Origin of the sequence: Paenibacillus sp. 2TAB23, assembly GCF_052115165.1 — a bacterium.
Lineage (GTDB): Bacteria > Bacillota > Bacilli > Paenibacillales > Paenibacillaceae > Pristimantibacillus.
In genome coordinates this window covers 240,025-266,458 of sequence record NZ_JBFRGD010000001.1, presented here as the reverse complement: position 1 = coordinate 266,458, position 26,434 = coordinate 240,025, and the positions used below count along the sequence as shown (strand labels likewise).

Genomic DNA, 26,434 nt, shown 5'->3' with positions numbered 1-26,434 from the left:
GATGAAGCACGGGGGAAGTAAGGGCGGTGACAACCGTCCGCCAAAAATAAACCATAATACGCTCTCCTCCTTTATGTCTCAGCTGAAGGAGATGGCACCGCATTACACGCCGGAATGGCGCTTCTCGCAAGAAGAGCCGGATGCGGGGACGGGACTCGCCTATTTGACCGCCGAGATGCTGGAGGGAACGGTCAAGCGGCTCAACCAAGCACCGCTTAATCATTTTCTCGCTTTTCTTGATCTCATTGAGGTCAAACTGCAGCCGCCTAGACCAGCCCGCGCTTCGGTTGTTTTTCAGCTTAGCGAGGGTGCGGTAGATCCGGTATATTTGCCTGCTGGAATTGCTTTGACTGCTCCTCATCCAGAAGGCGGTGAGCCGCTTGTATTTGAAACGGAGAAGGTGCTCCTTGCAACGCCTGCCAAGCTGATGGAATGGATCAACGTCCATCCGGAGCGGGATCATATCGCAACTGCCGCGATCGAATACGGCGATCGCCTGAAAGGCGGCCTTGCAGAGCCGGTCAGCCTGTTTGATACGAGCTCGAAGCAGAATGAGCAGGAGCATACGCTCTTTATTCGCCATGACGACTTATTTCTAGTCAATCGTCCGAATCGCTTTTACCTGAATGTTCACCATACCGAAAAACGGTATTCAGAGCCGGAGCTAGCTGCTTCGCTTGCGTCGGAGTGGGTAGAGTGGACTTATTTCTCCAACGGAAACTGGGTGGCTTTCGATTCGGCTACGGCTGCCGGAAATATGGTCGTATTACATAAGAAACAAGCAGGAAAGCTTGAAAAGACGGAGCATGAAGGCATAAGCGGCCGCTGGATCCGCTGTACGCTGAAGCAGCTCCAAGGTGCGGCTTCTCCTTTGCTGAAGAAGCATTTGGAAATGGACAAGATCAGGCTGCGCGCTGCTCATGATGCTGCAAACGACGACGTTGGCATCCAGCCAGGCGCATTGTACTTTAATGACACAGAGCTGCTGCGCGATGGCTTCTATCCTTTCGGCGAGCATTTTGTTCCATATTCCGTATTTTATTTGTCCTGTGAAGAAGCATTCACCAAGCGCGAGAGCAAAATTAAATTGTCGTTCAAGGCGAAAGCGAATCCGAGCAGGCTTCGTATGGCGCAGGATCCGGAAGTGAAATGGAAGATGGTCATGCGGACCTCGGACTTTGACGAGAAGGACCCGCCGCGTATTTGCATTCGGAGCGTGCAATGGGAGTACTGGGATGGAGGCAACTGGGCAAGGCTGCCGGGCAGCGAGCGTTACGGCGGCATGTTCGCAGAACTGCCCGAGCAAAGCGAGAGAAGCTTCACGCTGGATTTCATCTGTCCCGAGGACATGACGCAAACCTTTGTCAACGGCGCATCCGATTATTGGATCCGGGCACGGGTTCTGCAGACCGATCCGATTATCGCTCCCGTTGTTGAATATATGTCGCCGTGGTTAGGCGAGCCGTCGCTGTCATATGCGCATGGATCGCAAACCTTGTTCATGCCGGAGCATGCCTTTACGAGAAGCAATATCGACAATCGTGACCGAACGATTTCGGCTCAGCAGGGCGGGCAGTCATTCAAGCTGTTTGAACCGATTGAAGCGAGTCATCCCGCGATGTATGCTTCCTTTGACATGGCTCCGTTAAAAGGACCGATTCGTTTGCATATCGAGCTGGAGCGAAGATTCTCGGTGCGCAATCAGCCGCCATGGGTGGAATGGGAGGCGCTATGCCTCGAAGCTGGCCGTTACGTGTGGCAGCCGCTCAAGGTCGTTGACAGTACGGAAGCCTTTACGGTAAGCGGAGAATTACAATTTGTGGGTCCGCCGGCAATGGTTTTGGCAAGATTGTTCGGTCGGGAGCGATTTTGGATACGGGTCATCAATCGGGATAGTACGCTTGGAGATTCTTATCCAAGCAATCCGATTGCAAAGAGCATGCATTTGAATGCTGTATCCGTCAGGCAGCAGATCAGTCAGGAGAAGGAGCTCACGATTCCGTCTGATGGTTTCGTACATTTAGCCCCAACCGCTTATATAGAAGAAGAAGTATGGGTGGATGAACTCGAGCATGTCACGCCAATGGACCGAATCGCGCTAAGCGATGCAGAACCCGACCGTTACATGCTGCAGAGGGATGGAGACGGCAATGACCAGCGCTTCTGGGTGAGATGGAAGCCGGTTGCATCACTCGCTGAATCAGGACCGATTGACCAGCATTATATGCCGGATCATGCCGGCGGCACGCTGCAGTTTGGCGATGGCGTTCGTGGGAAGATGCCTTCCTCCGATACAGCCGAAACGGTCCGCGTTCGGTTCAAAACGACCAGCGGAGCCAGCGGCCATGTGGAAGCCGGCCAAATTACAGGCATGGTGCTCCCCTTTGCTTTCATCAGCAGCGTGAGCAACCCAGCCCCTTCAATCGGCGGGGGCGATGCAGAGCGAGTCGAGCAGGTGCTCGAGCGAGGACCGCAGCGGCTTAAGCACCGCGGACGGGCCGTTACGACAAAGGATGTGGAGTGGATTGCCCGAGAAGCCTACCCGCAAATTGCCAAGGTCAAATGCCTCAGCAATCGCAATGGTCTGCTGGAGCGTTCTCCTGGATGTATGACGGTTGTTGCTTTCCCGTCCGGCGGCTTGGCGAATGCGGCGCAGTTTCCGGAGCTTCGCAAGGCAGTCGAACGGGAGCTGACGCGGACGGCTTCGAATATGGTCTCCCTCAGCGGGTCAATCCGTGTCATCGAACCGGCATACTTAGAGGTATCCGTCCATGCGACGGTTGCGACGGAGTCGGTAGACGAGCTGCTGCCGTTAGAGCTAGCCTGCGCGGCAAAGCTGAATACGTTCCTCGATTCCGTTACGGGAAATGTGGATGGAAACGGCTGGAATATAGGCGAAGCGCTGCATGTGTCAGTCCTGCATTCTCTGCTGCATGCGGTCCGATCGCTTTTATACATTGAGCGGCTGTATTTGCATGTGGTTAAGATTGAAAATGGCGTAAGGACGGAATGTGATCCAACGCGAATGGATGAAGTTATACACGGTATTGTTGTCAACGGAGTACATACCATTACAGCAATACCTGCCCCTAAATAACAGCAGCTATCCCTGCATTGAGCTTGATACAATTCCTTAAGAGAAAGGAGAGATCATATGCTGCCAAGGCTGCCCTTGGACGACCGCACCTATGCGGAAATTGTTCAACAAGCTAGAAGGCTTATTCCGAAACGCGTGCCTGAATGGACGGACGAGAACGCGCATGACCCGGGGATTACCTTTATCGAGCTGTTCGCCTGGCTGACAGAGATGCAGCGATATTTCATTGGACGTGTTCCAGATCGAAACAAACACAGATTTCTGGATCTGCTGGGCATTGCGCCAGCGGATGCCAGCTCGGCGCAAGCGATCGTGCGCTTTTCGAATGTGAACAAAGCGGTAACGCTGCCTCGTGGATCGAAGCTGATGGCTGAGGATCAAATGTTCGAGACCGAAGCATCCATTTCGCTCGTACCGCTCGCGCTGGAACGGATTGTTACCCGGACTGAACGGGAAGCAAATGATGTTACGGCTACCAATGATCATGCGAATGTCGCCTTTTATGCATTCGGCAAGGATGCGAAGGCAGCCTCGAAGCTGTATCTTTCCTTTGACCGTGAGCTTGAGCCGCAAGAGCAAATAACGATTAACGTTAAGCTGCTGGAAGCAGGCTTCGACATGTTAAAGGATGCGGAACAGGAGTTTGTTGTAAATCGCTCCGCTATTTCTCCGTCGGCTCGCCTTTCCTGGAAGGCTTATTGCTGGGATGAGTCTTCAGGCTCCGCGGGCTGGATGCCCGTTGAGATGATCGAGGACGAGACGCTGCATTTGACGCTTAGCGGAAGGATTACGTTTGCGATTAAATCGCAAATGCGCAGCGTCACGGTACATCCTGCCAGTGAGCAGGCCCGTTATTGGATATGCGCTACGGTTGAGGAGGCAGGCTATGAAATGCCGCCTCGCATACGCCAGCTTATGCTACATACGGTAGCCGTCCAGCAGAAAGACACCTTAAGCGAAATCGTCGATTTTGTCGTTGATGGAGAGCCGAACGAAGAAATACATATGGATAGCTATTTGGCCGTTTTCGGACAAATACGCGTTCAAGTAAAGGATGCAGACGGCGCTTGGCGCTACTGGCAGGAAACACCGTCTTTCGAGAATCTGCCTCCAATGGACCGACCGCCATCCGTTTTTACCCTTGTCAGGCATGAAACGCTGGACAGCGTGACCGTCAAGTTCAGCGACGGCTTGTCAGGCGCAATTCCCCCACCTGGACAAACGGTAAGAGTCATTGCGAGCGATGCCAAATTCGATCTGTACAGGCAGGTTGGACGAAGCAATGGACTTCCGGAGCAGACCTTTGAGCTGTACAGCCTGTCTTGCAAGAAGCGTGACGCTTTACGCTTGCAGGTAGGCGTGCCCGAGCCGCAAGGCGCTTACCGGTGGCAGGACTGGACGCGGGTAGATGAATTTGACCGCTCCAAACCGGAGGACCGCCATTTCATATACGATCCGGCTAAGCGGCTGATTCACTTTGGCAATGGAGAAAAAGGCGCCATTCCTGAAGCGAGCATCGATACGAATATCGTACTCATAGCCTGTGAGCTCGGAGGGGGAGATCGGGGCAACGTGAAGCCACATCTCATTACCGAATGGGTGAACGAGGCTCAGAAGGCTTTACATATAAAAGCGGACAACCCTGGATTTGCAGCAGGCGGAGCAGAGGCTGAAACGCTGCAGCTCACTTTGCAGCGGGCACAGGCGGAGCTTAAGCATACATTCCGAGCTGTCACAAACGAGGATTACGAGACGCTTGCTAGAGCGACACCTGGCGTAGCTGTAGCTAGAGTACATGCAATCCCATTATTTAAGCCAGGATTGGCTGATTATCCGAGGGAAACCGCTCCGGGACAAATATCTGTCGTCGTTGTCCCGTTCGGCCTGACGGATACGCCAACCCCCAGCGCTGGTTTTCTGCAAACCGTAAAGCGCCATCTGGATACGAGAAGGCTTGTTACGACCGAGGTGCATGTTATTCCTCCCGTCTATATTAAAGTGACGGTGAATGCTGTCGTCGTCGTTGAGCCGCAGTTCGTGGACGAAGGACAACGCTTGGTTGAGCATTTGAAAAAACTGCTGCGTCCGCTTGATGGCGAACACGGGATAAAAGGCTGGACCTTTGGCCGCTCCGTGTATAAAGGCGACATTTATAGCGCATTGAGCCTTGGGAGCGGTGTCGTCTACGTTCAGGACCTATGGATCGATGCGGAGGGTCCGCATGTAAGGAAGAGCGCGGGCGGAGACATTATACTGCCGCCGCATGGTCTCGTTTTCTCGGGACAGCATGAAATTGAACTCATTAGTCGCACGCATCTGTAGCATTGTGGTAATCGGCTGCAAAGGAGGCACAGCATGAACGGACAAAACCACTTTTTCTCGATCAGCCGCGAGCAGGATTGGCAGCGCGGCACGGGATACAATCTTGAATATCATATCGCGGGATATGGCGTTCAACGCGATAGCCGCTACGGCATCGCGGGAACCATACAACTGAATGAGCTTACGGGCACTGCACCGGTCAAGGAATTCGCAGTCTCTCAGCATGAGCATATGTATTTGCTGGATGAGCGTGCAGATCTCTGGATATACGACCGCCGCAATGCCGACCATAAGCGCTTATTTACGCAGGGCCATCGCTTGTTTAGCTCACATGCCAGGCTGGCTGCCTCTGGTGACCTTCTCATTGCAGCCGATCGCTCGAGTGAAAGAACGGTAGCAGCCTACCATACCGGGAACGGCCAGACGCTTTGGTCCCGAATGGGAGATGAGGCGGATGGGATCCCCCTGCACCCCCTCGCCATTGCGGCTGACGATCGCTATATTTATATTCTTACACCGCTTGCTCTCGATCCGGGAGCGGATGAGCCGACGGTTGCGGAAGGGGCGAAGCTTGGCATAATTCAATTCACGCTGGGCGGAGCAGTCGCAGCCGTATGGAGCGATCCTGCTTTTACGCAGCATGTACGAGCCAAGCTTAGACATTTGAACCGAACGTATTATATGACCATTGCATCGTCCGGCGAGCTTTATATATTCGATACCTTGTATGCCAAGCTGTTCAGCTTTCGGGCGAATGGCCAATTAAACATAAAACGGGAGCTTCCTTCGCAGCCTTACGCAGGGCTTTGCACGGATGGAAGCGGAAAGCTGTACGTAGGCGATACGCGTCAAATGGATCAAGTCAGCGAGGATGACCGCTTCATTACACAGTTAAATGCTGCCGGGGAGACCATCGGGCGCATTACGGGCTTCCGGGGCAAGGCGGACCAGCTGCTGATTGACGATAAGGACCGCATGTACATATTGAACGGCGAGGATGGCACCGTTACGATATTAAATCTGCAGCCGCAAACATTGCTTATGGAGGAGACTGGCGTTCCGGAGGGGGTTTGGCTCTCAACGGCATTCGACAGCGCCGAAGCAGAGACAGTCTGGCACAAAATGGCGCTGGAAACGTTCATTCCAGACGGCACACAGCTGCATGTATCCTATTTCAGCCAAAATGAGGATAGCTGCATCATTGCCGGCAGTTACCGCAAGGTTGATGATTGGCTGGCAGATCGGACAATCCCTTACCGCGAGAAACTGAAAGGGCTTGAGGGCTTTTGGTCGAAGCCCGTTATTAATCCGAATGATGCTTTATTCTTTGGGGCAAAGGGTCGATATTTATGGTTAAAGATGGAGTTTATCGCTTCGGAGCGATATACGCCTCTCATAGAATCGATGCGCATTTATTTCCCTCGGGACACGTATCTGTCTTATTTGCCGGCGGTTTATCAAGAGGACCCGGCCAGTCGCGATTTTCTTGAGCGTTATTTATCATTATTCGGCACGTTGTTCTCCGGCATCGAGGAGGATATCGAGGATTTATCTCGGTACATTGATCCGGAAAGGGCGACCGGCGAGCATCTTCGGTGGCTTGCAACCTGGGTTGGTCTGGAAACCGATGATTACTGGACGGATGACCAGGTGCAAACTTTTATCCAGGCTGCACCAGAGCTGTACCGTTACCGCGGCACACGTCAGGGCTTAATGAAAACCATTGAGATTTATACGGGAGTAAAGCCGCTGATTGTGGAGTACTTCCAAACGAAAGCGATGCGTGACCATGCGGAGCTGCGTCAATTGACGGACCAGCTGTACGGGGGAGATCCTTACACCTTCACCGTGCTCCTTAAGCCGGAGCAAGCTCCGTCCGAGAAGCAGCGCGTCGTGATCGAGCAATTGCTCGAAGAGCAGAAGCCAGCCTTCACAGAAGCCAAGCTTGTGCTGCTGCAGCCATGGATGTACTTGGATCTGCATACATACCTAGGTATTAATACGGTGCTCACGGAGCCATCGCTGCTTAAGCTGAACCCTGATCGGACGATGCCTAACGATACGCTAATCGTAGATATTGGCATGGAGAAGCGCCTAGATGTCCATACACGCTTAGAAATGGATTCAGAGCTGGAATAATATAAAAACGCGAAGGAGCGGTACAGGTGAAAAAATCGAGGCTGTATCCATTTGAGAGAAATCGTTATTTTTACGGGAAGCTGCTTACAGTGCGCGATTTCGAGTCTGAGCAGAAATATTTCAATGACAAAAGAAGATTGCTGAACCGTTTGCTTTACGGCAGCGGCGTATTGTCGGGCATGCAGGTTGTGGCTGTTGACGACAAAACGATCTCTGTTGAAATGGGCGTAGCCATCGATTATATCGGACGTGAGCTCGTCATCCCTTCTCCCGTCACACTCAAGCTGTCCATGATTGAAGGCTTTACGAACAATGAGTACAAGAAAAACGTCTACCTATGCGTCGCTTATGATGAGAAGGGCAAAGAGCCCGTGCATTCCGTAGGCAATTCGGCTATTCGGAACGATGAAGTAAGCGAATATAATCGGGTGCTGGAATCCTATCGCCTATTCATTAACGAAGAGGCACCTGCTCCTTCCTCCTTCGAATTTGTCCGTTTGCTGGAAAATGTCGTGACGATCTATGAGGATGCGAACGTGCGGATTACGCAGCGCATGCCTAAGTATGTCAATGTTGGCGAGGTTGTCGAGGTCAAGCTTGTAGTTGAGAAAACGCTGCAAACGCCTCGAATTGCGTTCCAATATGATTACGAGGCTTCAGGCTTCACCTCTGTCGGGCATGACGGCACTAAGGTGGTGTTCGTGGAGCCGGGGGATGCGCAGGAAACGGAATATGCGGTGAGCTTCCATGTGAAAGCTCCGCAGACAGCTGGCGTGAAGGCAGAGCTGTCCGTTCCCAACCAAGCGGCTAAGCTGACCATTGGCGATTCAGCTATACCGCTGGACACGAATGCCAAGCACAGCATTGATGTGCTGGACGAGCCGGTTGCGAATCGTATTCTGAAGGATTGGCATGAGCGGACGTTGGAGCAGGCCGTAGAAGGCGCTGCGGATCAAAGCATATGCTTAGCCAAAATCAGCTTGCTGCAAATGGGCCCAACCTATATGATCGAGAAAGTGGATCGGGTGCCTTTTGACGAATATATCGAAAGCACATCGCTGCTGCAGCGGTTAGCCCAAACCTCTCGAGGTTCGTCGCTTAATAAATTTTATGCCAGTGCCGAGACGCATGATTTGGAATATGACGCAAAGCCGTCGCTGGATGTGCAATATCATCCGGATCGCAATGAATTTGACTTCAAGCTTGGCATTCCGCGCCCTCAGCATTTGTACGACGAAATCGCAACCGGTACGATGGAGGTTGCGCTTGAATCAATTGGCAAGACCGGCGGATTCTTTTTCTCCCGCGGCAAGAAAAACTACGTATCCGAAGAAATTTCGCATGGGTTAGGCGAAGGTCAGGTTTCGGTGGTCGTTGGCCTTGAAGAAGTCGATCGGACAGTGCTCGCAGATCGGACAAGCACGATGAAAAAGATTTATTACGGTCAAAGCGATGTGTTCAAGGGGACCGAATTCGAGCCTGATATTCCGAATGTATCGCTCGGAACGATTGTTTATCCAGAGAAAGGCACGTTCCGAATCGGAATGAAGCTGCAGGGAGAGACGGAGTCGGCGGCATCTGTCATTGCAGTACGCTGGTGGGCATTCAAAAGCCTGGGTGCTGGGCAAGCTGCTCCATTAGCCGATGATCCCGCGGACGAGGGTCTCTCCGAGGCGGCAGCCTCAGAGCAGGAGTAATAGAAATAAGCTGTAGGGAAGATCGACGCGTAGATGTTGATCTTTCAGACAGCTTTTTGTTTATCCACGCGTAGGCTGGGTTGGATAAGCTATAATGCTAGATAGATTATAAACTTGCAGATCCAGCTGAAGATGCTGGAAAGAACAGGTACGCTGCGGCTATTCGAGAACAGAATGACGTGGCTAATTGAAAGCGCTCCATAGTAGAGAGGCTGAAGGAGGTTGAGCGTGGAATCCATATGCGAACAGCTAAAGGAGCTTAACGATTATGAGGCAAGAAAGCTTCTAAGTGAGCTTCTTGAGCTGTCACTTTCCCAATTAAATCATGAAGATGAAGGAAAGGCGGCTTTAGCACAGCATGCAGCTGATTTGTGCAGCAGCCACATTGCGGCTGCGCTGTCTCGCCGCCGTGCAGCAGAGCAGCGAAAAACAACCGTTCATCTTATCTTCGGCTTATCGGCAGCAGGATCTTTTAAAGTGGCGCTGAGCAAGCTGGGAAGAAGAATGGAAAATGAAGTCATCGCTTTTAATGAAGTATTTTCTACAGGTCCGATTCATGGGCTTGAACATGCAGAGGGACAACGTTACCGGGATATGTGGCTTGCCGACCGTATACGGAATTATACACATTACCAGCTTGTTAACCGTGAGCATCAAGTCGAACGAATTACCGAGCGGCTTTCCGCCATTCCGGAGCATAAATCTATCGACATCTGGTGTGCAGATAACGCTCACGATCAGATTGGATTGCGCTTTGCGTTGCATATTCTGAAAGGCAAACGGAACGCGATACGTGTCATTAATGTTTCTAGGCAAAACGGGCTGGCGGCAGAGCAGGAAAAGCGATTATACACGCTAGGTTTACTGGATTTGGATGCTTACATGCAGGCAATAGAGCAGAGCAAATTCGCAGCAGCCCTATCGGATGACAGCCGGAAGCAATATGAAATGGATTGGCTGAAGCTGTCTGATCGGAAGGACACTTTGCGATTTTGGGAGAATGGTGAGGTGAGGGCGGCAGCTGAGGAGGAGCTTGATTCCATGCTTTTGGAGGCTGTAAAAAGACTTGAAAGCCAGGCAATCAACGACGGCTATGTAAGAGCGGGTGCAGTCATTGGCGATCTTCAGGAGCATGCTGACCAGCTAATCGACTTTGGCTTTATGGAATATCGGCTTTGGGTTTTGATTAGTGCTGGAACCCTGTCCTTCCGCGGTCTTCCCGTAGCGATGCATCAATATGAGGTTCGAATCAAAAGGAGGAATAAAGAATGAAACCACTTTATGGGAAGGACTCGGTCATCCCGAATAAGAAAAAAATCGTATTTTTTGGGGATAGCATCACAGATGAGGGAACGTATCTCGCCTTCATGGATGCGTATTTGCTTCAACATTGGCCTGGGCATGAGATTACACTCATTAACCTTGGCGTAAGCAGCGAAACAGCATCGGGTCTGAGCGAGCCGAGGCATCCGTTTCCGCGCCCCTGCGTGCATGATCGTTTGGTGCGGGCGTTAGAGGAGAGTAAGCCTGACTGGGTCGTGCTTTGTTATGGAATGAATGACGGTATTTATTATCCATTCTCAGACGAGAGATTTGAGGCTTATCAGAGCGGCATTCTCCGCGCAGTCGAGCTTGTCAAAGCCGCTGATGCCCAAGTCATTCTAATGACGCCGCCTCCATTCGATGCAGTATCGTACGACGCGCCGATGCAGCCAGAAGGCCAATCTGACTACAGCTATGATGCGCCTTTTGCCCATTACGAGGAAGTGTTGAAGCGGTATGCGGATTGGGTGCTTACTTTGCATGGCAGAGCAGATGCTGTCGTGTCCATCCACGATCCATTGCTTGAGCTATGGAGTGAAAAGCGCGAGAAAGATCCCGATTATGTAACCGGTGACGGCATACATCCAGGTGCTGAGGGGCACTGGGTCATCGCTCGCGAGCTGCTTCGTGTATTATTTAATATATCGCTCCAGCAAGTCCCGCAGCATGTGCTGCAGCCGGAACAGTCACCTGTATTCGCAGCGGTCTCGGAACGGCATCGCTTGCTTAGCTCCGCGTGGAAGGAGCATGTCGGCCATACCAATCCAAGCAAGTCAGATGCGCTGCCACTGAATATAGCCATTGAGCGGGGAGAAGGCTTGGCGGCACAGATTCGGGACATCGCTTCCAAGCTGGATGTTGTCGCGACGCATCGCAGCTCGCTATGGAAAGGCTATGAACGGATCGATTTTATGCTGGAGGGCAGAGAGGGCCTGCTCGTATTACCTAAAATATTCGCTGAAGGCAAGCCATGGATATGGCGGGCTTCCTTTTTTGATGCCTTTTCCTATGCGGATATGGCTCTATTAGAGCAGGGATGGGCAATCGCATATGATCATGTAAGCGATATGTACGGAGCTCCGGGTGCCGTTGCACATATGCGAGTATTTCAAGATTATGTCACAGAAGCCTTCGAGTTATCCCCTAAGACAGTGCTCTTCGGCTTTAGCCGTGGAGGACTATATTCCTGTAACTATGCAATAGCCTATCCTGGTCAGGTGAAGATGCTGTATTTGGATGCGCCTGTGTTGGACATATTGAGCTGGCCGGCCGGGAGAGGTGCTGGAACGAGATCGGAATTAGAATGGCAGGAGTGTTTGGCTGTCTACGGCGTTAATGAAGAGACCGTTTCAGAGGCGAAGCTCTCTCCGATAGATAACGTGCAGGCGCTAGCCGCTACGAATATACCGATATTAATCGTAGCAGGTGATGCGGATATTCCGGTGCCGCTGTCCGAGAATGGTGCTCCGTTCGCAGAGAGAGTCAGCGAGTTAGGCGGAATAATTTCGTTAATCGTGAAGCCGGGAGTCGGCCATCATCCGCATAGCCTAGAGAATCCCAGCCCAATACTTGAGTTCATTCGGCTTTATTCTTAAGCCAGATACAAGGTAATTAGTTAGATGGATTCAAACTAAAAAGAGCGATGGCAGCCGCAGACATGAAGAAAGTCTTAGGCTGTCACCGCTTGATTGAACGGACGTTCCTTGTTTATGTAACATCGAGATGCCTTTTTTCTCATATCTGACCTTCTTGTCCACAAAGCTGCGGCACTGTGTTTAAGGTTCTCGAACTACTTGTACCTGAACGGACTGCTTGCTGTCTACCGTTGCTAAAATTATATCCTTTAGTACGCGGGGGCGTATTTCTGCTTCCAGCCATTCGCGGTCTTTTCCAATCTCGCGCAGCAGAGCATGTTCAATGTGACCATCCGCAATGATCGGTTTAGTCAAGTTGAAGGGTTCCGTCGATAACTTCAAATCAGTTGGCGTTATAGGCTGGAAAGCCGTATTCATGAAAACAGATAACGTTCCACCGGGCTCCCATGCAGCAAAAGCAACCTTTGAGATATCATCTACATTAGCTTTTCTCAGCTCTGCGAACAAGAACTCAATAGGCAGCTTAGCTTTCGTTAGGTTTCGATAATCAAGCTTTCCCTCCTGAATAAGAATAATCGCGGGAGGATCGAAAAATTGTTTTAACAGCGGGATCTTTAGGCTGAGCCAGATCGCTAGAATATATAAGATAACGAGAGAAACAGTCGTAATCATGGAACCTTTAAGCCCAAGATGCTCGTCCGATAACGGATGGGCAATAATGTTGCCAAGCGTCAGCGCAATAATGAAATCAAGAAACCGAAGCTGTGATATGGAACGCTGGCCCATAAATTTGGCAGCAACGATCAGAAATACGAATCCGACAATGCTGCGCAATATCCATCCCGTTGCCGTCAACGACTCTTGGCTTTTGAAAAAATCCATGTGTACAGTCCCTTCGTTACCCTCATTGTCTAAAGTGTATCTTCCCCTTTTTTACCAAAGTCATACAATTGGTTGTGCTGATAGCCTCACTTGAAGAAGCTGCCTTTTCATTTCTCTTCCTATTTCTTCAAGGAAAAAGCAGCCGATTGGTACCGTCAGCTGCCTTGTGTTTGAAACACGTAGTTCGATAGTATCAGAGAATGCTTTTTTACTGCCTATGTGATGTGATAATATGAATGCAAAATCTGATTCTCGGAGGCATGTCATGGAAAACGAGAAATGCGACTTGACACCAAAAAGCGCTGTTAAACAAAAAAACGTTGACGTAATTAACGACTACACGATTAACTACCATGCTAATGGAAAAACGATGTGGTCTAAAGGGAAATTGATGGATGATCAACCGGACGGATATTGGGAATAGTATCGACTCAATGGAACGATAAAGCGTTCAGGTTATTTCGACAAGGGTGAGCCCGTTGGTGAATGGATCGCTTATGATAGTCAAGGAATGAAGTACAAAGCAACCTCTCGCGACGATAAGTAATCTAATAAGAAATTAGGCAGCATTCAAATAAGGTCTATGAACAGAAAAAGGCAGGCTGAGAGTTCGTTCTCAGCCTGCCTTTTTTATTCGGATTCCGTTAGGATGGATGACATTTCAAGCCGTACGGGCTTGTTCTTGTTCATTAAAAAAGTAAGCAGCGTGTTGCCTGATTTGAAAATAAGGTTTGTCCGTCCATTTTCCAGCTGCTCCTTGACTGATACAGTCTTGGCTGCCAGCAAGCGGCTGTAAGTTTGCTCCATGATGACCGGATTCCATGTCGTAAGCCTCTGGACATAAAAGGCTTCAGGATTGTCCACATCAACTTCAAGAACAAAGGATAGCTGCATCGCGCTAAAGGTTAGGGTTTGAGGTAAAATAACCTCTTCGCCTATTTCTCCTTCAATAGGTGGTACACTATCTGATGCAGGAGCGTCCGTCATTGTGGCGATATCTGCAATCGTGACAGTTTCGTTTGAAGCGGATAACGTCTGGACCTCATTGTTCGGAGTCGGCGATGAAGAAGGTACAGCACTCGCCTCTGGCGTTGCGGATGGCTGAATTGCTCCTTGATCCGTTGCGGTTGGCGTTGCAGATGGCTGAATAGCTCCCTGATCCGTTGCGGTAGACGTAGCAGACGGCAACGGCGAGATCACCGATCCGTCCGCATCGCTGGCATCGTCCGGCAAAGTACCTTCTATAACGGTTCCATCTTCGAGCGGTTCCTCCTCAAGCGGAAGGACTGGCGCATCAGGCGCTCCTAACGTTTCTTGCAGCTTCACGAGCGAGAGGCTCATAAAGCCTTCTGCATAGAGGTTGCCTTGCCGGAAAAAGCCTTTGTACAGCGGCGCGCCGTCCGCGTCGAAGAGCGTACCTACGCCTTCGTATTTGCCATTTACGAACTTGCCGTCATAAACAACGCCTCCGGCGGCATTGAACGCTTGTCCGCTGCCATTCTGCACGCCATTCGCAAAAGAACCTACATAAACGGCTGAACCGGTTTCATTAAACAGACTGCCAGCACCATGGTAGCTGCCTAGAAGGAAAGCGCCGTCGTACTGCACAAAGCCGGATGGAAAATATTGTTTGGCCGGGCCTGAGAGTTTACCGGCAAGAAAGTTTCCTTCATACAATAACACGCCATTGCCGTCAAATTGTTTGCCAGCGCCCTCGTAGATGCCATTGTTAAACTGGCCCTCATAAAGCAATTTATCTTTGCCGCTATAAAGCTTGCCGTCCCCGCTAAATACGCCTTTCGCAAAAGCGCCTGCATAGATCATGCTGCCATCGGCGGCGAAGGCGGTACCTGCGCCTTCATAGGCGCCTGCTAGAAATTGTCCCTCGTACTTAGGCTTTCCATCGGGATAAAAGAGTGTTCCTGCACCGCTGTATTGGTCTGCTGCGAACGCTCCGCGGTAAAGCAGAATGCCTTCAGCGCTATAGAGCTCACCAGCGCCTTCCATCATTCCTTTAGCAAAGTCACCTTGATAGCGGAGCTTGCCGTCAGGAAAAAACAGCTTGCCGTTACCGGTATATTGCCCATTCTCAAGCTGTCCTTTGAAGAGCAGATTGCCATCGGCGTCCATGATAGAGGCTGGTCCCGTGAAGCCTTTGTCGACTGCGGCGCTTGCTTCGAGCTGCGGCGTACGCCCGAACCATTTGTTAATAAACGCCGGCGGACTAATAAAGCCAAAATAAACGATGAAAAGCGTAATAATCAATACGAGTGCAATGAGCTTCTTAGCAATGAAATAACTGCCAACCCGCAAATAATTGTTAAGCGAGCGCAGCGGTCCGAATATGGCGGTAACCAGCCATTTGCGGATTACGGCAAGCGCACGCTTCGGTAGCGTCTTGGCGCGTTTCAGAGGGGCGATGATCTTCCGTTTAATCGGCTTTATAATGGGATTTAATATTTGCTCAATCATATCATGGCACCTGTATCGTCATCTGTCCGGGATTGATGAACTGAATGACGCCTCCCCAGTTACACATGCATTTCGAAGTTTGATTGAGCGCGGGCATATTCGCGACCAGCACGGTCGGGGAGCCCGGAGCCCATGGAGCGGCAGTGACTGGAATGCAAGGTTGGGGCGTGAGTGCTCCGAGTGCCGCAGCCGTAGCGGCTGCCACCATCGGGTTGGCCATTGAGTTGCATACGCCAAAAGGCATGATATTAACCATTGGCTTGTTATCCATGATGTTCGCGATCGGCATAGCCGTCAGAACAAGGTTGGCAGGCAGCACGTTAAACGTTCCTGGAGCTGCTCCGAAGGAGCATTGCATCGTAGCTCCGCCGCATACAAGTTGTCCCATAAATTTCCTTTCCGTGAGTGGGCATTCATTAGCTGGCCCCTCCTGTGTTCTACTATTTTAATAGTACTATAAGCCAATAGGACCATCAACAAAAACCTACTAAAATAGCTAACATTCGATGAATTATAACAAGTATACTGATGCGAAACGGCTAAACTTGTAGTACTATGGAAATAGAAGAATTTTGCAAGATGAAAGCGATGGTGCGCATGCGAAGGTCCACGTTGGGAATAGCTCTGCTGTTACTTATGGCAATCGGTCTCGGCTTTTGGCTTTATCCGAATGCCGATCACTTCCAAACTCCCCCGTACACAACAGAAAAACCACTTACTTATTTATCGAAAGTAGCTGCAGGACCAGAAGGGAGCACCATTGTTATTGGCGATTCCCGTCAAGAAATTGTAAGGATGAGCAGCGAGGGCTCTATTGAAGAGCTGGTAAGGCAGGACTCCAGTGATGGAAGCAGGCATGATTTTACGGAAATTGCGGTGGCTGCCGATGGCACTATTTATGTTCTAGACACGATATTGGATGGCTACGGTCTCTATGTCCAAGAGGAAAGAATCGTTAGCTATACGCCTGGCGATACGAAGGGAAAGCTCCTTTATACCTATAAGGGGAGTGGAACGAACAAGCGTGTCGGTCTGATCAAAGGACTTCAGGTTGCCGGCGACAGTATTTACTTCTACATAAACGAAGACACAAGCGTCACATTGAATCGATTGTCCGCAGCTGGAGGCAAGCCTGAGCAGACGCTGGCATTCGAGCTGCCGGCAGATCGCTATTTATCGGAGATTGTCGGTTATGAAGCAGGGCAAATCTATTATTCTACGAAGCGCGGGGCCATATTTAATGTGAAGGCGGACGGCACTAGTGAAATGTCATACCCGCTTGAGGGAATGGACCGCACGCGCAAAAACTTTCCCGAAGGACTGCTGCTCGGAGATAATGGGCGGCTCTATTTCATTGACCGCCTCGTAAATGCGGTTTCAAGCATGAATGCTTCGGACTCCAGTGATTTGATTACGGTCATCGACGAAGCTGCATTAAGCGCTTTGGCACCAAGCGCAGAAAGCCTCGACATCATGGATTTAACGCTTGATGCTGCGGGACGCATGGAGCTAATACTGGGTGACAGCAAGGTTACGATTAGCGGGGATAAGAGTCCAGCACAGGTATTAATGAAGCTAACCTATGATCGAAGCACAATAGTGAAAGGCTGGGTGACATGGCTAGGCGCCGCGGCGCTGCTCATCATCTTGATTTTTCTGTTCAGGCTGTTCTACGTGTACGTGCTAAATCGCAGAATTTCTTTGTTTTTCAAGCAAGTTTTCGCTATCGTACCTATTCTGATTGTCGCAATGATCCTATTATCGAATTTTATTTACAACAGCTTCTCCAGCAAAATGGAGGACGAGATGCAGAAGCAGCTTTCGCTGCTTGCGCGTAACGGACAAAATATAATTAATGGCGACCAGTTAAACCGTTTGACATCGCCCAATGACTATATGAGCAAGGACTATCAAACGATTCGAAGCAAGATGAATTTCTTGTTCGAAAGCGAGGATCCTGCCAACCGCAAAGGTCTGTACAGCACGCTTTACAGATATGAGAATGGTGAAATTTTCATCATTATGGACGATGATGACGGCGTTAACATGTATAAGCCTTTTCCCATAAACGAGCTGAACCGGCTTGTCGTAGAGAACGGCGAGGTCGTGACGGATCGCTGGGAGGACGCGACAGGAAAGTGGCTCTATGCGATCGGACCGATCTATGATTCTTCGAACAAGATCGTAGGTGTCTATGAAACAGGCCGCGATGTCAATGTCCTATATCAATCCAATCAAACCATTTATAAGAGCATTATGCGGAATATTGGATTGATAAGTGTGGCGTTGATCATACTGGTCCTCGCGGTTACCTATTACCTGCTGTCGTCGCTCCGTAAGCTTCGCAAAAGCGTGATGGAAATGGCGAACGGAAATTGGGATGTAAGGGTGAATATACGCTCGCAGGATGAGGTCGGTGATCTTGGTGAGCAGTTTAACAGAATGGCCGTCCATATCCGGACTTACATTAAGGATATTACATCCTTTAGCGAGGCGTCGCACCGGTTCGTACCGCAGCAGATTTTCAAATACCTTGGCAAAAAAGGCATCACGGATATCCATCTTGGCGATCAGGTACAGCAGAATATGACCGTTATGGTGGCGAACATCCGCTCATTCCACCAGTTGTCCAAGCAGCTGTCCCCTAAACAAAATTTTGATTTCATGAATGCGTTCCTCAAGCGTTTCAGTCCATTCGTGCGGACGGAGGAAGGTCTCATAAGCAAGTATCTGGGAGCAGGCTTCATGGCGCTTTTCCCAGCCCGCAATGAGGACGCCCTGCGTGCGGCAGTATCCATTCGCAGAGAACTTGTATCGTATAACGAGAGCTTGAAGGCTTCCGGCTACGCTACCGTGGACCTTGGCATGGCGATTCACAAGGGACCGCTGATGCTCGGCATCGTGGGCGAGGAGCAGCGCATGGAGGGCAACGTGATTTCGGATGATGTTAACATTACGGCAACGCTGGAGCGAATGTCGGATACGATGGGAGCATCGATTCTCGTAACGCGCACTTTCTTCGAGCAGCTGCGCGCGCCTGAGCGCTTCCGTTTCCGTCAGCTTGGGCGAGTTCGGATCGAGGGCAAGGATGAGCCGATTGAGCTGATCGATGTGTACGAGGGCGATTCAGATATGGAGCGGGGCTTGAAGGACCGGACGAAAACAATGTTCGAGAAGGGCATTATGCTTTGCCAGGAGGGCCGTTTCTTCGACGCAAGGGAAACCTTTATCGAGGTTATCAAAATCAACCGTTTCGACAAAGCTGCAAAGCTGTATTTCTACCTTTGCGATGAATATTACCAAAAAGGCTCGACAGAGGGCTGGAATGGAACGCTGGCTGTATAATTCCAACATACAAGGGAGGCGGGCATATGCTTGTGGGACAAATTCGATTAAATCGCTTATCTACGGCAGAAGAAGCAGAGAAAATCGTGCACTTTTTATTATCGGATCATTCCTTTGACGATACACGCTATACGCCAGGCGAGTTGGTCCATTTCCATGAGCTTCCTTACCGAGCTTTAAAAGAAGAAATCTATTTCTGGTATGCAGAGGACGAGGACGGCAATATTATCGGAATTAACTGCGTCGCGGAAAACGAGCAAAAAACAGGCGGCTATAGCTGGGATTATATGGTCGTCCATCATGATTACCGCAAGGTAGGCGTCGCAGCGATGCTGATGGAGCAAATGTATGATTTTTTGAAAGCGAAGCAAGCCAGATATTTGGTCACTTATACATGCGATTTGCCGGAGTATAACCGGATTCGTCAGGTTTTTGAGAAAAGCGGATTTACACTAGTCGGCAGATGCCCGGATTATTACTACGAAGGGGAAGACCGGTTAATCTATCATCGAAAGCTGGTTTAAAGGGAAATGAACATAGAAAGAATATTGCGTGCAATCGGCGCCCGTCCTGAAGATCAGCGTAAGCTGCTTATGATGGCGCCTGTTTTTTTTATTTGCGGCATATCCGAGATGCTCAATTACAACGGGTTTATGACACTTTTCAATCAACGGTTCGGAAGCGAATACTTGCCCTATGTCTACGCAGCGGAAGCGGTTATTTTGCCGCTAGAGGCATGGTTGCTGTCATGGCTGGCGGCAAAGCTGCCCAAACCAAAGCTGATGCGGGTATTGTATGGCATTTTGCTCGGCATCGTGCTGTTGAATGCCACAATTCTGCTAGTGCTGCAAGGTTTGGGGCTGGAAGCAAGAGCCTACTATCCGGTTCTGTTCATCGCTTCGAGCTTCGTTGTCCGGCAGCAGACGCTGCTGCTATGGAGCCTTGCTGTAGACTTATGCTCCACGCAGCAGGCGAAGCGGCTGATGCCAGTGTTCGTAGGCTCCGCCACGCTTGGCGGAGTAGCAGCTGGCTTGCTCGCTCAGCTCATTAGTTTAGCTTTTGGACCTGAAGTCGTTTATGCAGCGGGAGGGCTGCTGCTGCTTGCAGCTATGCCTAATTACCGTAAAGTTATCACTCGTTATTTGGTTCCCCTATCCATTAAAATGGAGGCTAATGCGCAGGAAGAGGAGCATGTCTCAACAACCGCCGTGTTCAAGCACGCGCTCAGGTCTCCTTTTCTGCTGACTGTCATCCTGCTGATGACGCTCATGCCGGCGCTGTATTTCCTCATGGAATACGAGTTTCTGAATGTAACCAAGCTGTCTTTCCCAAGCGAGCAGGCCTTTAGCCGCTTCTTCGGAATGATTACGATGGTATTGTTCGTGCTTGCGTTCCTGCTGCAAATCGTATCCGGAAAACTGATGGCACGGCTTGGCGCGAGCCAGATGCTTACGGCCATTTCCGGCGTATACGTGCTCTCCTTTGCGGCTGCTTTGTTCTTCGTAGGCGGCACGGCGGCTTTGCCGATTATATCGGTCGGCTACATGCTGCTATATTTGCTTTTGTATTACTCTGCAGAGCCTTCGTACCAGCTGTTCTTCAAGACGCTTCCGCTTGCGCAGCGCGACAGCTATCGTTATGCAGCCCAAGGAATTGCGGCATCAGCCGGCATCATGATCGGGGCGGGGCTTCAGTTTCTGCATTCGGGCTTCGGCTTATCCTGGACGGTGCTGTCCTTTGTTGGATTCGCGGGCGCAGTACTGCTTTTCGTGCTGGCGTGGTTCGGCAGAAGGTTTTATATGCGCGAGCTTGTGAGCAGCGTGCAAACGATCGGCGAGCAGGATTTGGCCGAGCAATTCGATGAATTCGGCCGGAACGATGCAGCGATTGCCGAGGTTAAAAAGATGCTAAAGCTGCCGGCTGATTCAGCGAAAGAGATTGCGTTGCAGATTTTGGCAAGGCTGCAAAACCCGAATGACGTTCCTGAATTGCTGGAGCTTATCGACAATCCGAATCCGCGTATTAGGGTCGCTGCGGTAAGGGCTATGAATTTGGAGAGTGCCGACCTGCATGCAATGGTCAAGGTTGCGGCATTTCTTGAGGATCCAGACGACGAGATGCGCGCAGAGGGCGTCAGGCAAATCGGCAGGATGAAGCATATGGAGCATCAGGCGTTTTTCTTCCTGCGCCAAAAGCTGCTCGATAACCATCCGAGCGTTGTCGCGGAAGCAGTCAAAGCGATGTATTCCTTTAATAATGCCCCAAGCATTGAAGCATGCGCCGAGGTGATTGACCGTATTTTGGATGAAGGCGGAGAATCGTCTGTTTATATTTGCCGTGTCATTGCGGAGCTGGAAATTAGAAGCTTCATCCCTAAGGTCGAACGGCTAGCCGAAGAGGCCCACCCTGCTGCCAGGGTAGCGGCAATTGATTGTCTTGGACGGCTGCAGGTCGTTACGATTATTCCGATGCTGCTTGAGAAGCTGCCGCTGATGGACCAGGAAATGCTGAGAACGGCGACGCAGAGCTTTATCGCTATGGGGAATGGCGCGGTTCGGCCGCTGCTCGACAGCTTGCCGGACTCCCCGCCGAAGCACTGGAATTCAGCGATGTCTGCTCTCTCAATGCTGCTGCCGGATGATCAGGTTCGTACGGTGCTTACCGATGAGGCGCTAAAGCGACTTGGCGAGCTGGAAGCGGCCTTAGGTTATTCCGCTTCGCTTCAGCGACTCGGTCAATCCGAGCTTGCGGAGCTCGCCCTGCGGCGCTGGCGCGAGGTTCGCACCTTTATTATTGAAGGGGTATGGGCTGTATTGACGAAGCTTGCGGACGAGCAGGTCGTCGATGCTATTAGGCGTGCCGCAGCCGATGAGGATGAAGAAATCCGCAGCAATGCGTGGGAGGTATTGGCGGAAGGTATGGGCGAACGGCGACTTTCCCAGTACCTGCTCACCGTCCTTGAGCGCGGGGAAGAAGGAATAGCCGTCGATTCGGATTCCGATGCAATCACGCAATTGGAGAATGCAAAGCAAGGCAATGATGATTGGTGGCGGGAGATTGCCGCTGCGGCTTTAGTAGAGGAGGAAACACAAGTGGGAAGCGAACAGCAGATGATGAGCCGCTTGAATAAGGTTATCTTTCTTCGGCAGGTTCCTTATTTCGCTGATCTGTCGCTGGAGGAGCTTGGCTTGATCGCTAATATTGCGGAGGAGCATATTTGCCTGGACGGAGAAAACCTGCTGGAGCGAGGGGAGCCTAATCCGGCCATGTACGTCATCGTTGACGGCAATATTGAGCTTACGAGCATCTCGGCAGCCGGCTGGGAAGGAACGATCGGCGTACTGGGCACTGGCGACGTGTGCGGCGTAACATCTGCGCTCGACAATACGGCTTCGACCGTAACGGCGCAGTCCTTGCTCGGCGACGTCAAGGTGCTGAAGCTGCTCGGCGAGAACGTTTCTCGGCTCATACGGCTGTATCCGGAGATCGGAATCGGCTTGCTTCGCGCATCGTTTGCCCGCATAAGGCTGCTTGAAGAAATGATGATGCGAATTGATTCATAGCAGGAAAGCATGCTTTGCGGTTGCAAGCATTCGTCAGATTGCATATAATATAGATTATTGTTTCATATTCGCAGCAAAGCAATGATGGAGAAGAGTAAGCAGTACTTTCGCACAGGGAGAAGACGCCGTTGATTGAGAGCGTCTTACGGAAACAGGCTGCCGAAGATTCACTCCGGAGCAGACGCCTGAAACGCCACAAGCGGCTTGCCGCACGGCGCGAGTAGGGAGTGTCCGGTTCCCGCCGTTATGGGGCTAAGGGATAACAATCCGCTAGAGCAGTCAAGCGTTAACCGAAAAAGGTTAATGGCAATGGCGTGAGCGTTGTCCGAATTAGGGTGGTACCACGGTTCTTTCGTCCCTTCAGGGAGAGAGGGCCTTTTTTTGTGTCAAGAAATAGGAATAAAGACATGGAGGCGAAGAATAATGAAGGACAGATTGGAAGGATTGCGCGTCGAAGCGCTTCAGGAGCTTCAGCAAGTGAACACTCCGCAGCAGCTTAATGATTTGCGCGTAAAGTATTTGGGCAAAAAAGGCGCATTGACTGAAATATTGCGGGGGATGGGCGGATTGAGCGCTGAAGAGCGCCCGGTTATCGGCCAGGTAGCGAACGATGTTCGCGCTGCGATCGAAACGGTTATTGACGAGAAGCAGGAAGCGTTCCAGCAAGCCGAAACCAATAACCGCTTGTTGGCTGAAACCCTTGATGTTACCCTTCCTGGCAAGCAGCTGCCGACAGGCTCCGTGCATCCGCTTAATAAAGTGGCGCAGGAGATTGAGGATGTATTTATCGGCCTAGGCTACACGATAGCCGAAGGACCAGAGGTTGAAGAGGATTATTATAATTTCGAAGCGTTAAACCTGCCTAAGAACCACCCGGCTCGCGATATGCAGGATTCCTTCTACGTGACCGACGACATTCTGATGCGTACCCATACATCACCGGTACAGGTTCGCACGATGAAGGCGATGAACGGCCAGACGCCGGTTAAGGTTATTTGCCCAGGCAAGGTATACCGCCGCGATGACGACGATGCAACGCATTCGTTCCAGTTCAACCAAATCGAAGGACTCGTCATCGGCAAAAACATCCGGATGAGCGATTTGAAGGGTACGCTGCTGCAATTCGTGCAGCAAATGTTTGGCTCGCAAGCGCAAATCAGGCTCCGTCCAAGCTTCTTCCCATTCACGGAGCCTAGCGCCGAGGTTGACGTTACCTGCGTGCAATGCGGCGGCAAAGGCTGCCGGATGTGCAAGCAAACGGGCTGGCTTGAAATTCTTGGCTGCGGCATGGTTCACCCGCGCGTGCTTGAGATGGGCGGCTATGATCCAGAAGAGGTTAGCGGCTTTGCATTCGGCATGGGGGTTGAGCGTATCGCTCTATTGAAATACGGCATTGACGATATTCGTCATTTCTATACGAACGACCTGAGGTTCTTAAGTCAATTCGCAAGAATGTAGCAAAGAGAGAAAGGATGATAACAGATGAACGTATCCTATAAATGGTTAAACGAATATATCGACCTGTCCGGCTTCACAGGGCAGGAGCTGGCGGAGAAAATGACACGCGGCGGCATCGAAATCGACGTTGTCGAATCCCGCAATAAAGGCGTAAACGGCGTTGTTGTCGGCTATGTGAAATCGAAGGAAAAGCACCCGGATGCCGATAAATTGAACGTGTGCAAGGTGGATGTGGGCACAGGCGAGGAGCTGCAGATCGTATGCGGCGCCAAAAACGTTGATGCAGGCCAGCTCGTTCCTGTTGCCGTTATCGGAGCGGTTCTGCCAGGCGATTTCAAGATTAAGCGCGCTAAGCTGCGCGGCGTAGAGTCGCAAGGCATGATCTGCTCGGCAAAGGAGCTCGGCTTGAATGAGAAGCTTCTGCCGAAGGAGCAGCAGGAGGGCATTCTCGTCCTGCCGGAATCGGCCAAAATCGGAACGCCTATCGGCGATGTGCTTGGCATTAACGATGAGGTGCTTGAGCTTGATCTGACGCCTAATCGCTCGGACTGCCTTAGCATGCTGGGCGTAGCCTATGAGATTGGTGCATTGACTGGCCGAGAGGTTCGCCTTCCGAGCGCAAATATTAATCATACGACAGTACGTACGGACAGCTTGGTATCGGTGAGCATCAGTGCGCCAGAGCAATGCTCGCACTATTCCGCACGTTACATTAAAGGCGTTAAGATTGCGGCTTCGCCGCTATGGCTGCAGAACCGTTTGATGGCTGCAGGCGTTCGTCCTATCAATAACGTCGTGGATGTGACCAACTTCGTGATGCTCGAATATGGCCAGCCGCTGCATGCATTCGATGCGGATCGTTTGCCAGGCGGCCGTATTGATGTCCGGCTTGCGAAATCGGGAGAAACCTTGGTAACGTTGGATGATCAGGAGCGCAAGCTTGAGCCTCATATGCTCGTAATTACTGACGGAGCACAGCCGATTGCCCTGGCAGGCGTGATGGGCGGAGCTAGCACGGAGGTAACGGGCGAAACGGTTAATATATTGCTGGAATCGGCGAAGTTCGACGGCGGTACGGTACGCAAAACATCGCGTCAGCTCGGCCTTCGTTCGGAGTCAAGCATCCGCTTCGAGAAAGAGGTTGACCCTGCACGCGTTATTCCGGCGCTGGATCGTGCCGCGGCGCTTATCGCTGAGCTCGCGCAAGGATTAGTCACAGAAGGAATCGTAGAGGCTGCGTCAGCGGAAGCGAAGCCAGCCAAAGTAGCGGTATCGCTGGACAAAATCAATGGCTACCTTGGAACGGAACTATCCCGCCTAGAGGTACAAACCATATTCGGGCGTTTGCACTTTGAGTATGAGCTGTCTGACAGCAATGTATTTACCGTGAACGTGCCATCGCGCCGAGGCGATATTACACGTGCGGTTGACCTCATCGAGGAAGTCGCTCGTCTCCACGGCTATGATGAAATTCCGACAACCTTGATTCACGGCGATGTGGTGCCTGGCTCTTTGACGAAGCCGCAGGCGATCCGCCGCGAGCTGCGCAAGCGCCTATCGGATGCGGGAATGCATGAGGTGGTCAGCTATTCCTTCACGGGACCTGAGCGTACGAGGCTCTTCCCAGCACTTGCTGAGCAAGCTCAACCTGTAAAGCTCGCAATGCCAATGAGCGAAGACCGGAGCGTACTGCGTACGACGCTGATTGCACAGCTGCTGGAAACAGCCGCTTATAATCGCAATCGCAAAAATGAATCCGCATTGTTGTTTGAAATCGGCAGCGTATTCCATACCGATGAAGCGCAGCTTACGCGTTTGCCGCAGGAGAAGCACCGTTTTGCAGCATTGCTTACAGGCAATCGCTCGGACGCGCAGTGGAACGCAAAGGCTGCTCAGGTAGACTTCTATGATGCAAAAGGCATCCTTGAGACGGTATTTGCAGTGCTTGGCTTAACGGCAAGCGTATCTTATGAGGCGGCGCAGCCGGAGCATTTCCATCCAGGCAGAACGGCAGCCGTCGTTCTTCATACGCCGAAAGGCAACGAGGTTATCGGCTATGTGGGTCAATTGCATCCAGCCCTTCAACTGGAAGCTGATCTAGCTGACACCTACGTGCTCGAAATCGGACTTGATCTTGTTTACGATCTAGCAGATTCCGCGATTGCTTATAAGGTGCTTCCTCGTTATCCGTCAATGCAGCGTGATATTGCAGTCGTGGTGGATCATGAGGTAGCCGCTGCCAAGCTGACAGGCGTCGCATGGGATATTGCCGGCGAATTGCTGGAGTCGGCTCGAATCTTTGACGTATTCACGGGAGAGAAGCTTGGCGCAGGCAAGAAAAGCGTAGCGCTGTCCCTCGTTTACCGTCATGGCGAGCGCACGCTGACCGATGAAGAGGTAACAGAGCTGCATGGCAAGGTCGTTTTACAATTAGAACAATCTTTTGCTGCTGAATTGCGCAAGTAGGCAGGAAACCTTTAAAGCCGCATCGAAATAGTTCCTAGTGAGCTAATGATGCGGCTTTTTTCCTTTTGAACATGA

15 protein-coding genes are annotated in these 26,434 nt (G+C 51.2%); 12 read left to right on the top strand and 3 right to left on the bottom strand.

Going from position 1 to position 26,434, the window contains the following annotated elements; genetic code table 11:
- The first annotated feature begins 1 nt into the window (after position 1).
- The 6 genes from AB4Z29_RS01155 to AB4Z29_RS01130 all read left to right on the top strand — a co-directional run bounded on the left by AB4Z29_RS01155 (position 2) and on the right by AB4Z29_RS01130 (position 12,173).
- Positions 2-3,097 carry a baseplate J/gp47 family protein gene (locus tag AB4Z29_RS01155; protein ID WP_441941577.1) on the top strand — a complete coding sequence of 1,032 codons (3,096 nt, stop codon included), beginning with the start codon at positions 2-4 and terminating at the stop codon, positions 3,095-3,097.
- A 57-nt stretch (positions 3,098-3,154) separates the two neighbouring features.
- The gene (locus AB4Z29_RS01150; protein ID WP_441941333.1) at positions 3,155-5,419 is read left to right on the top strand and encodes a putative baseplate assembly protein; all 2,265 of its coding nucleotides are present in this window, start codon (positions 3,155-3,157) and stop codon (positions 5,417-5,419) included.
- A 33-nt stretch (positions 5,420-5,452) separates the two neighbouring features.
- Positions 5,453-7,558 (top strand): phage tail protein, encoded by a 2,106-nt coding sequence (locus tag AB4Z29_RS01145; RefSeq protein ID WP_441941332.1) that lies wholly within the window; start codon positions 5,453-5,455, stop codon positions 7,556-7,558.
- A gap of 26 nt (positions 7,559-7,584) precedes the next feature.
- Positions 7,585-9,255: a hypothetical protein gene (locus tag AB4Z29_RS01140; RefSeq protein WP_441941331.1), complete on the top strand. Its 1,671-nt coding sequence runs from the start codon at positions 7,585-7,587 to the stop codon at positions 9,253-9,255.
- Positions 9,256-9,483: 228 nt separating this feature from the next.
- The gene (locus AB4Z29_RS01135) at positions 9,484-10,527 is read left to right on the top strand and encodes a DUF1835 domain-containing protein (protein WP_441941330.1); all 1,044 of its coding nucleotides are present in this window, start codon (positions 9,484-9,486) and stop codon (positions 10,525-10,527) included.
- Entirely contained in the window at positions 10,524-12,173 is a 1,650-nt protein-coding gene (locus tag AB4Z29_RS01130; RefSeq protein WP_441941329.1) for an SGNH/GDSL hydrolase family protein, read from the top strand. The genes AB4Z29_RS01135 and AB4Z29_RS01130 overlap by 4 nt, the downstream gene beginning before the upstream one ends.
- Positions 12,174-12,353: 180 nt before the next feature.
- On the opposite strand, the gene AB4Z29_RS01125 is transcribed toward AB4Z29_RS01130, so the two are convergent.
- Positions 12,354-13,055: a DUF421 domain-containing protein gene (locus AB4Z29_RS01125; protein ID WP_441941328.1), complete on the bottom strand. Its 702-nt coding sequence runs from the start codon at positions 13,053-13,055 to the stop codon at positions 12,354-12,356.
- 265 nt (positions 13,056-13,320) lie between these two features.
- On the opposite strand from AB4Z29_RS01125, the gene AB4Z29_RS01120 reads away from it, so the two are divergent.
- On the top strand, positions 13,321-13,479 hold the full coding sequence (locus AB4Z29_RS01120; protein WP_441941327.1) for a hypothetical protein: 159 nt from the start codon (positions 13,321-13,323) through the stop codon (positions 13,477-13,479).
- A 206-nt stretch (positions 13,480-13,685) separates the two neighbouring features.
- Here the strand turns inward: AB4Z29_RS01120 and AB4Z29_RS01115 are convergent, their stop codons facing one another.
- Together AB4Z29_RS01115 and AB4Z29_RS01110 are read right to left on the bottom strand one after the other, a co-directional pair.
- Entirely contained in the window at positions 13,686-15,527 is a 1,842-nt protein-coding gene (locus AB4Z29_RS01115) for a hypothetical protein (protein ID WP_441941326.1), read from the bottom strand.
- A gap of 1 nt (position 15,528) precedes the next feature.
- Positions 15,529-15,915 (bottom strand): DUF4280 domain-containing protein, encoded by a 387-nt coding sequence (locus AB4Z29_RS01110; RefSeq protein ID WP_441941325.1) that lies wholly within the window; start codon positions 15,913-15,915, stop codon positions 15,529-15,531.
- A 191-nt stretch (positions 15,916-16,106) separates the two neighbouring features.
- Here AB4Z29_RS01110 and AB4Z29_RS01105 point away from each other — a divergent pair, with 191 nt between their 5' ends.
- From AB4Z29_RS01105 to pheT, 5 genes are all read left to right on the top strand, one after another.
- Positions 16,107-18,872, top strand: a complete 2,766-nt coding sequence (locus AB4Z29_RS01105; RefSeq protein ID WP_441941324.1) for an adenylate/guanylate cyclase domain-containing protein — start codon at positions 16,107-16,109, stop codon at positions 18,870-18,872.
- Between the two features lie 26 nt (positions 18,873-18,898).
- The gene (locus tag AB4Z29_RS01100) at positions 18,899-19,396 is read left to right on the top strand and encodes a GNAT family N-acetyltransferase (RefSeq protein ID WP_183557132.1); all 498 of its coding nucleotides are present in this window, start codon (positions 18,899-18,901) and stop codon (positions 19,394-19,396) included.
- A gap of 6 nt (positions 19,397-19,402) precedes the next feature.
- Entirely contained in the window at positions 19,403-22,435 is a 3,033-nt protein-coding gene (locus AB4Z29_RS01095; protein ID WP_441941323.1) for an Npt1/Npt2 family nucleotide transporter, read from the top strand.
- Between the two features lie 423 nt (positions 22,436-22,858).
- Positions 22,859-23,893, top strand: a complete 1,035-nt coding sequence (gene pheS, locus AB4Z29_RS01090; RefSeq protein WP_441941322.1) for a phenylalanine--tRNA ligase subunit alpha — start codon at positions 22,859-22,861, stop codon at positions 23,891-23,893.
- 24 nt (positions 23,894-23,917) lie between these two features.
- Entirely contained in the window at positions 23,918-26,359 is a 2,442-nt protein-coding gene (pheT, locus tag AB4Z29_RS01085) for a phenylalanine--tRNA ligase subunit beta (RefSeq protein ID WP_441941321.1), read from the top strand.
- Positions 26,360-26,434: the final 75 nt, after the last annotated feature.

Coding starts and splice junctions, on each gene's coding strand:
- AB4Z29_RS01155 (WP_441941577.1), top strand. CDS start 2: ATGAAGCACGGGGGAAGTAAGGGCGGTGACAACCGTCCGCCAAAAATA.
- AB4Z29_RS01150 (WP_441941333.1), top strand. CDS start 3,155: ATGCTGCCAAGGCTGCCCTTGGACGACCGCACCTATGCGGAAATTGTT.
- AB4Z29_RS01145 (WP_441941332.1), top strand. CDS start 5,453: ATGAACGGACAAAACCACTTTTTCTCGATCAGCCGCGAGCAGGATTGG.
- AB4Z29_RS01130 (WP_441941329.1), top strand. CDS start 10,524: ATGAAACCACTTTATGGGAAGGACTCGGTCATCCCGAATAAGAAAAAA.
- AB4Z29_RS01125 (WP_441941328.1), bottom strand. CDS start 13,055: ATGGATTTTTTCAAAAGCCAAGAGTCGTTGACGGCAACGGGATGGATA.
- AB4Z29_RS01120 (WP_441941327.1), top strand. CDS start 13,321: ATGGAAAACGAGAAATGCGACTTGACACCAAAAAGCGCTGTTAAACAA.
- AB4Z29_RS01115 (WP_441941326.1), bottom strand. CDS start 15,527: ATGATTGAGCAAATATTAAATCCCATTATAAAGCCGATTAAACGGAAG.
- AB4Z29_RS01110 (WP_441941325.1), bottom strand. CDS start 15,915: ATGGGACAACTTGTATGCGGCGGAGCTACGATGCAATGCTCCTTCGGA.
- AB4Z29_RS01105 (WP_441941324.1), top strand. CDS start 16,107: ATGAAAGCGATGGTGCGCATGCGAAGGTCCACGTTGGGAATAGCTCTG.
- AB4Z29_RS01100 (WP_183557132.1), top strand. CDS start 18,899: ATGCTTGTGGGACAAATTCGATTAAATCGCTTATCTACGGCAGAAGAA.
- AB4Z29_RS01095 (WP_441941323.1), top strand. CDS start 19,403: ATGAACATAGAAAGAATATTGCGTGCAATCGGCGCCCGTCCTGAAGAT.
- pheS (WP_441941322.1), top strand. CDS start 22,859: ATGAAGGACAGATTGGAAGGATTGCGCGTCGAAGCGCTTCAGGAGCTT.
- pheT (WP_441941321.1), top strand. CDS start 23,918: ATGAACGTATCCTATAAATGGTTAAACGAATATATCGACCTGTCCGGC.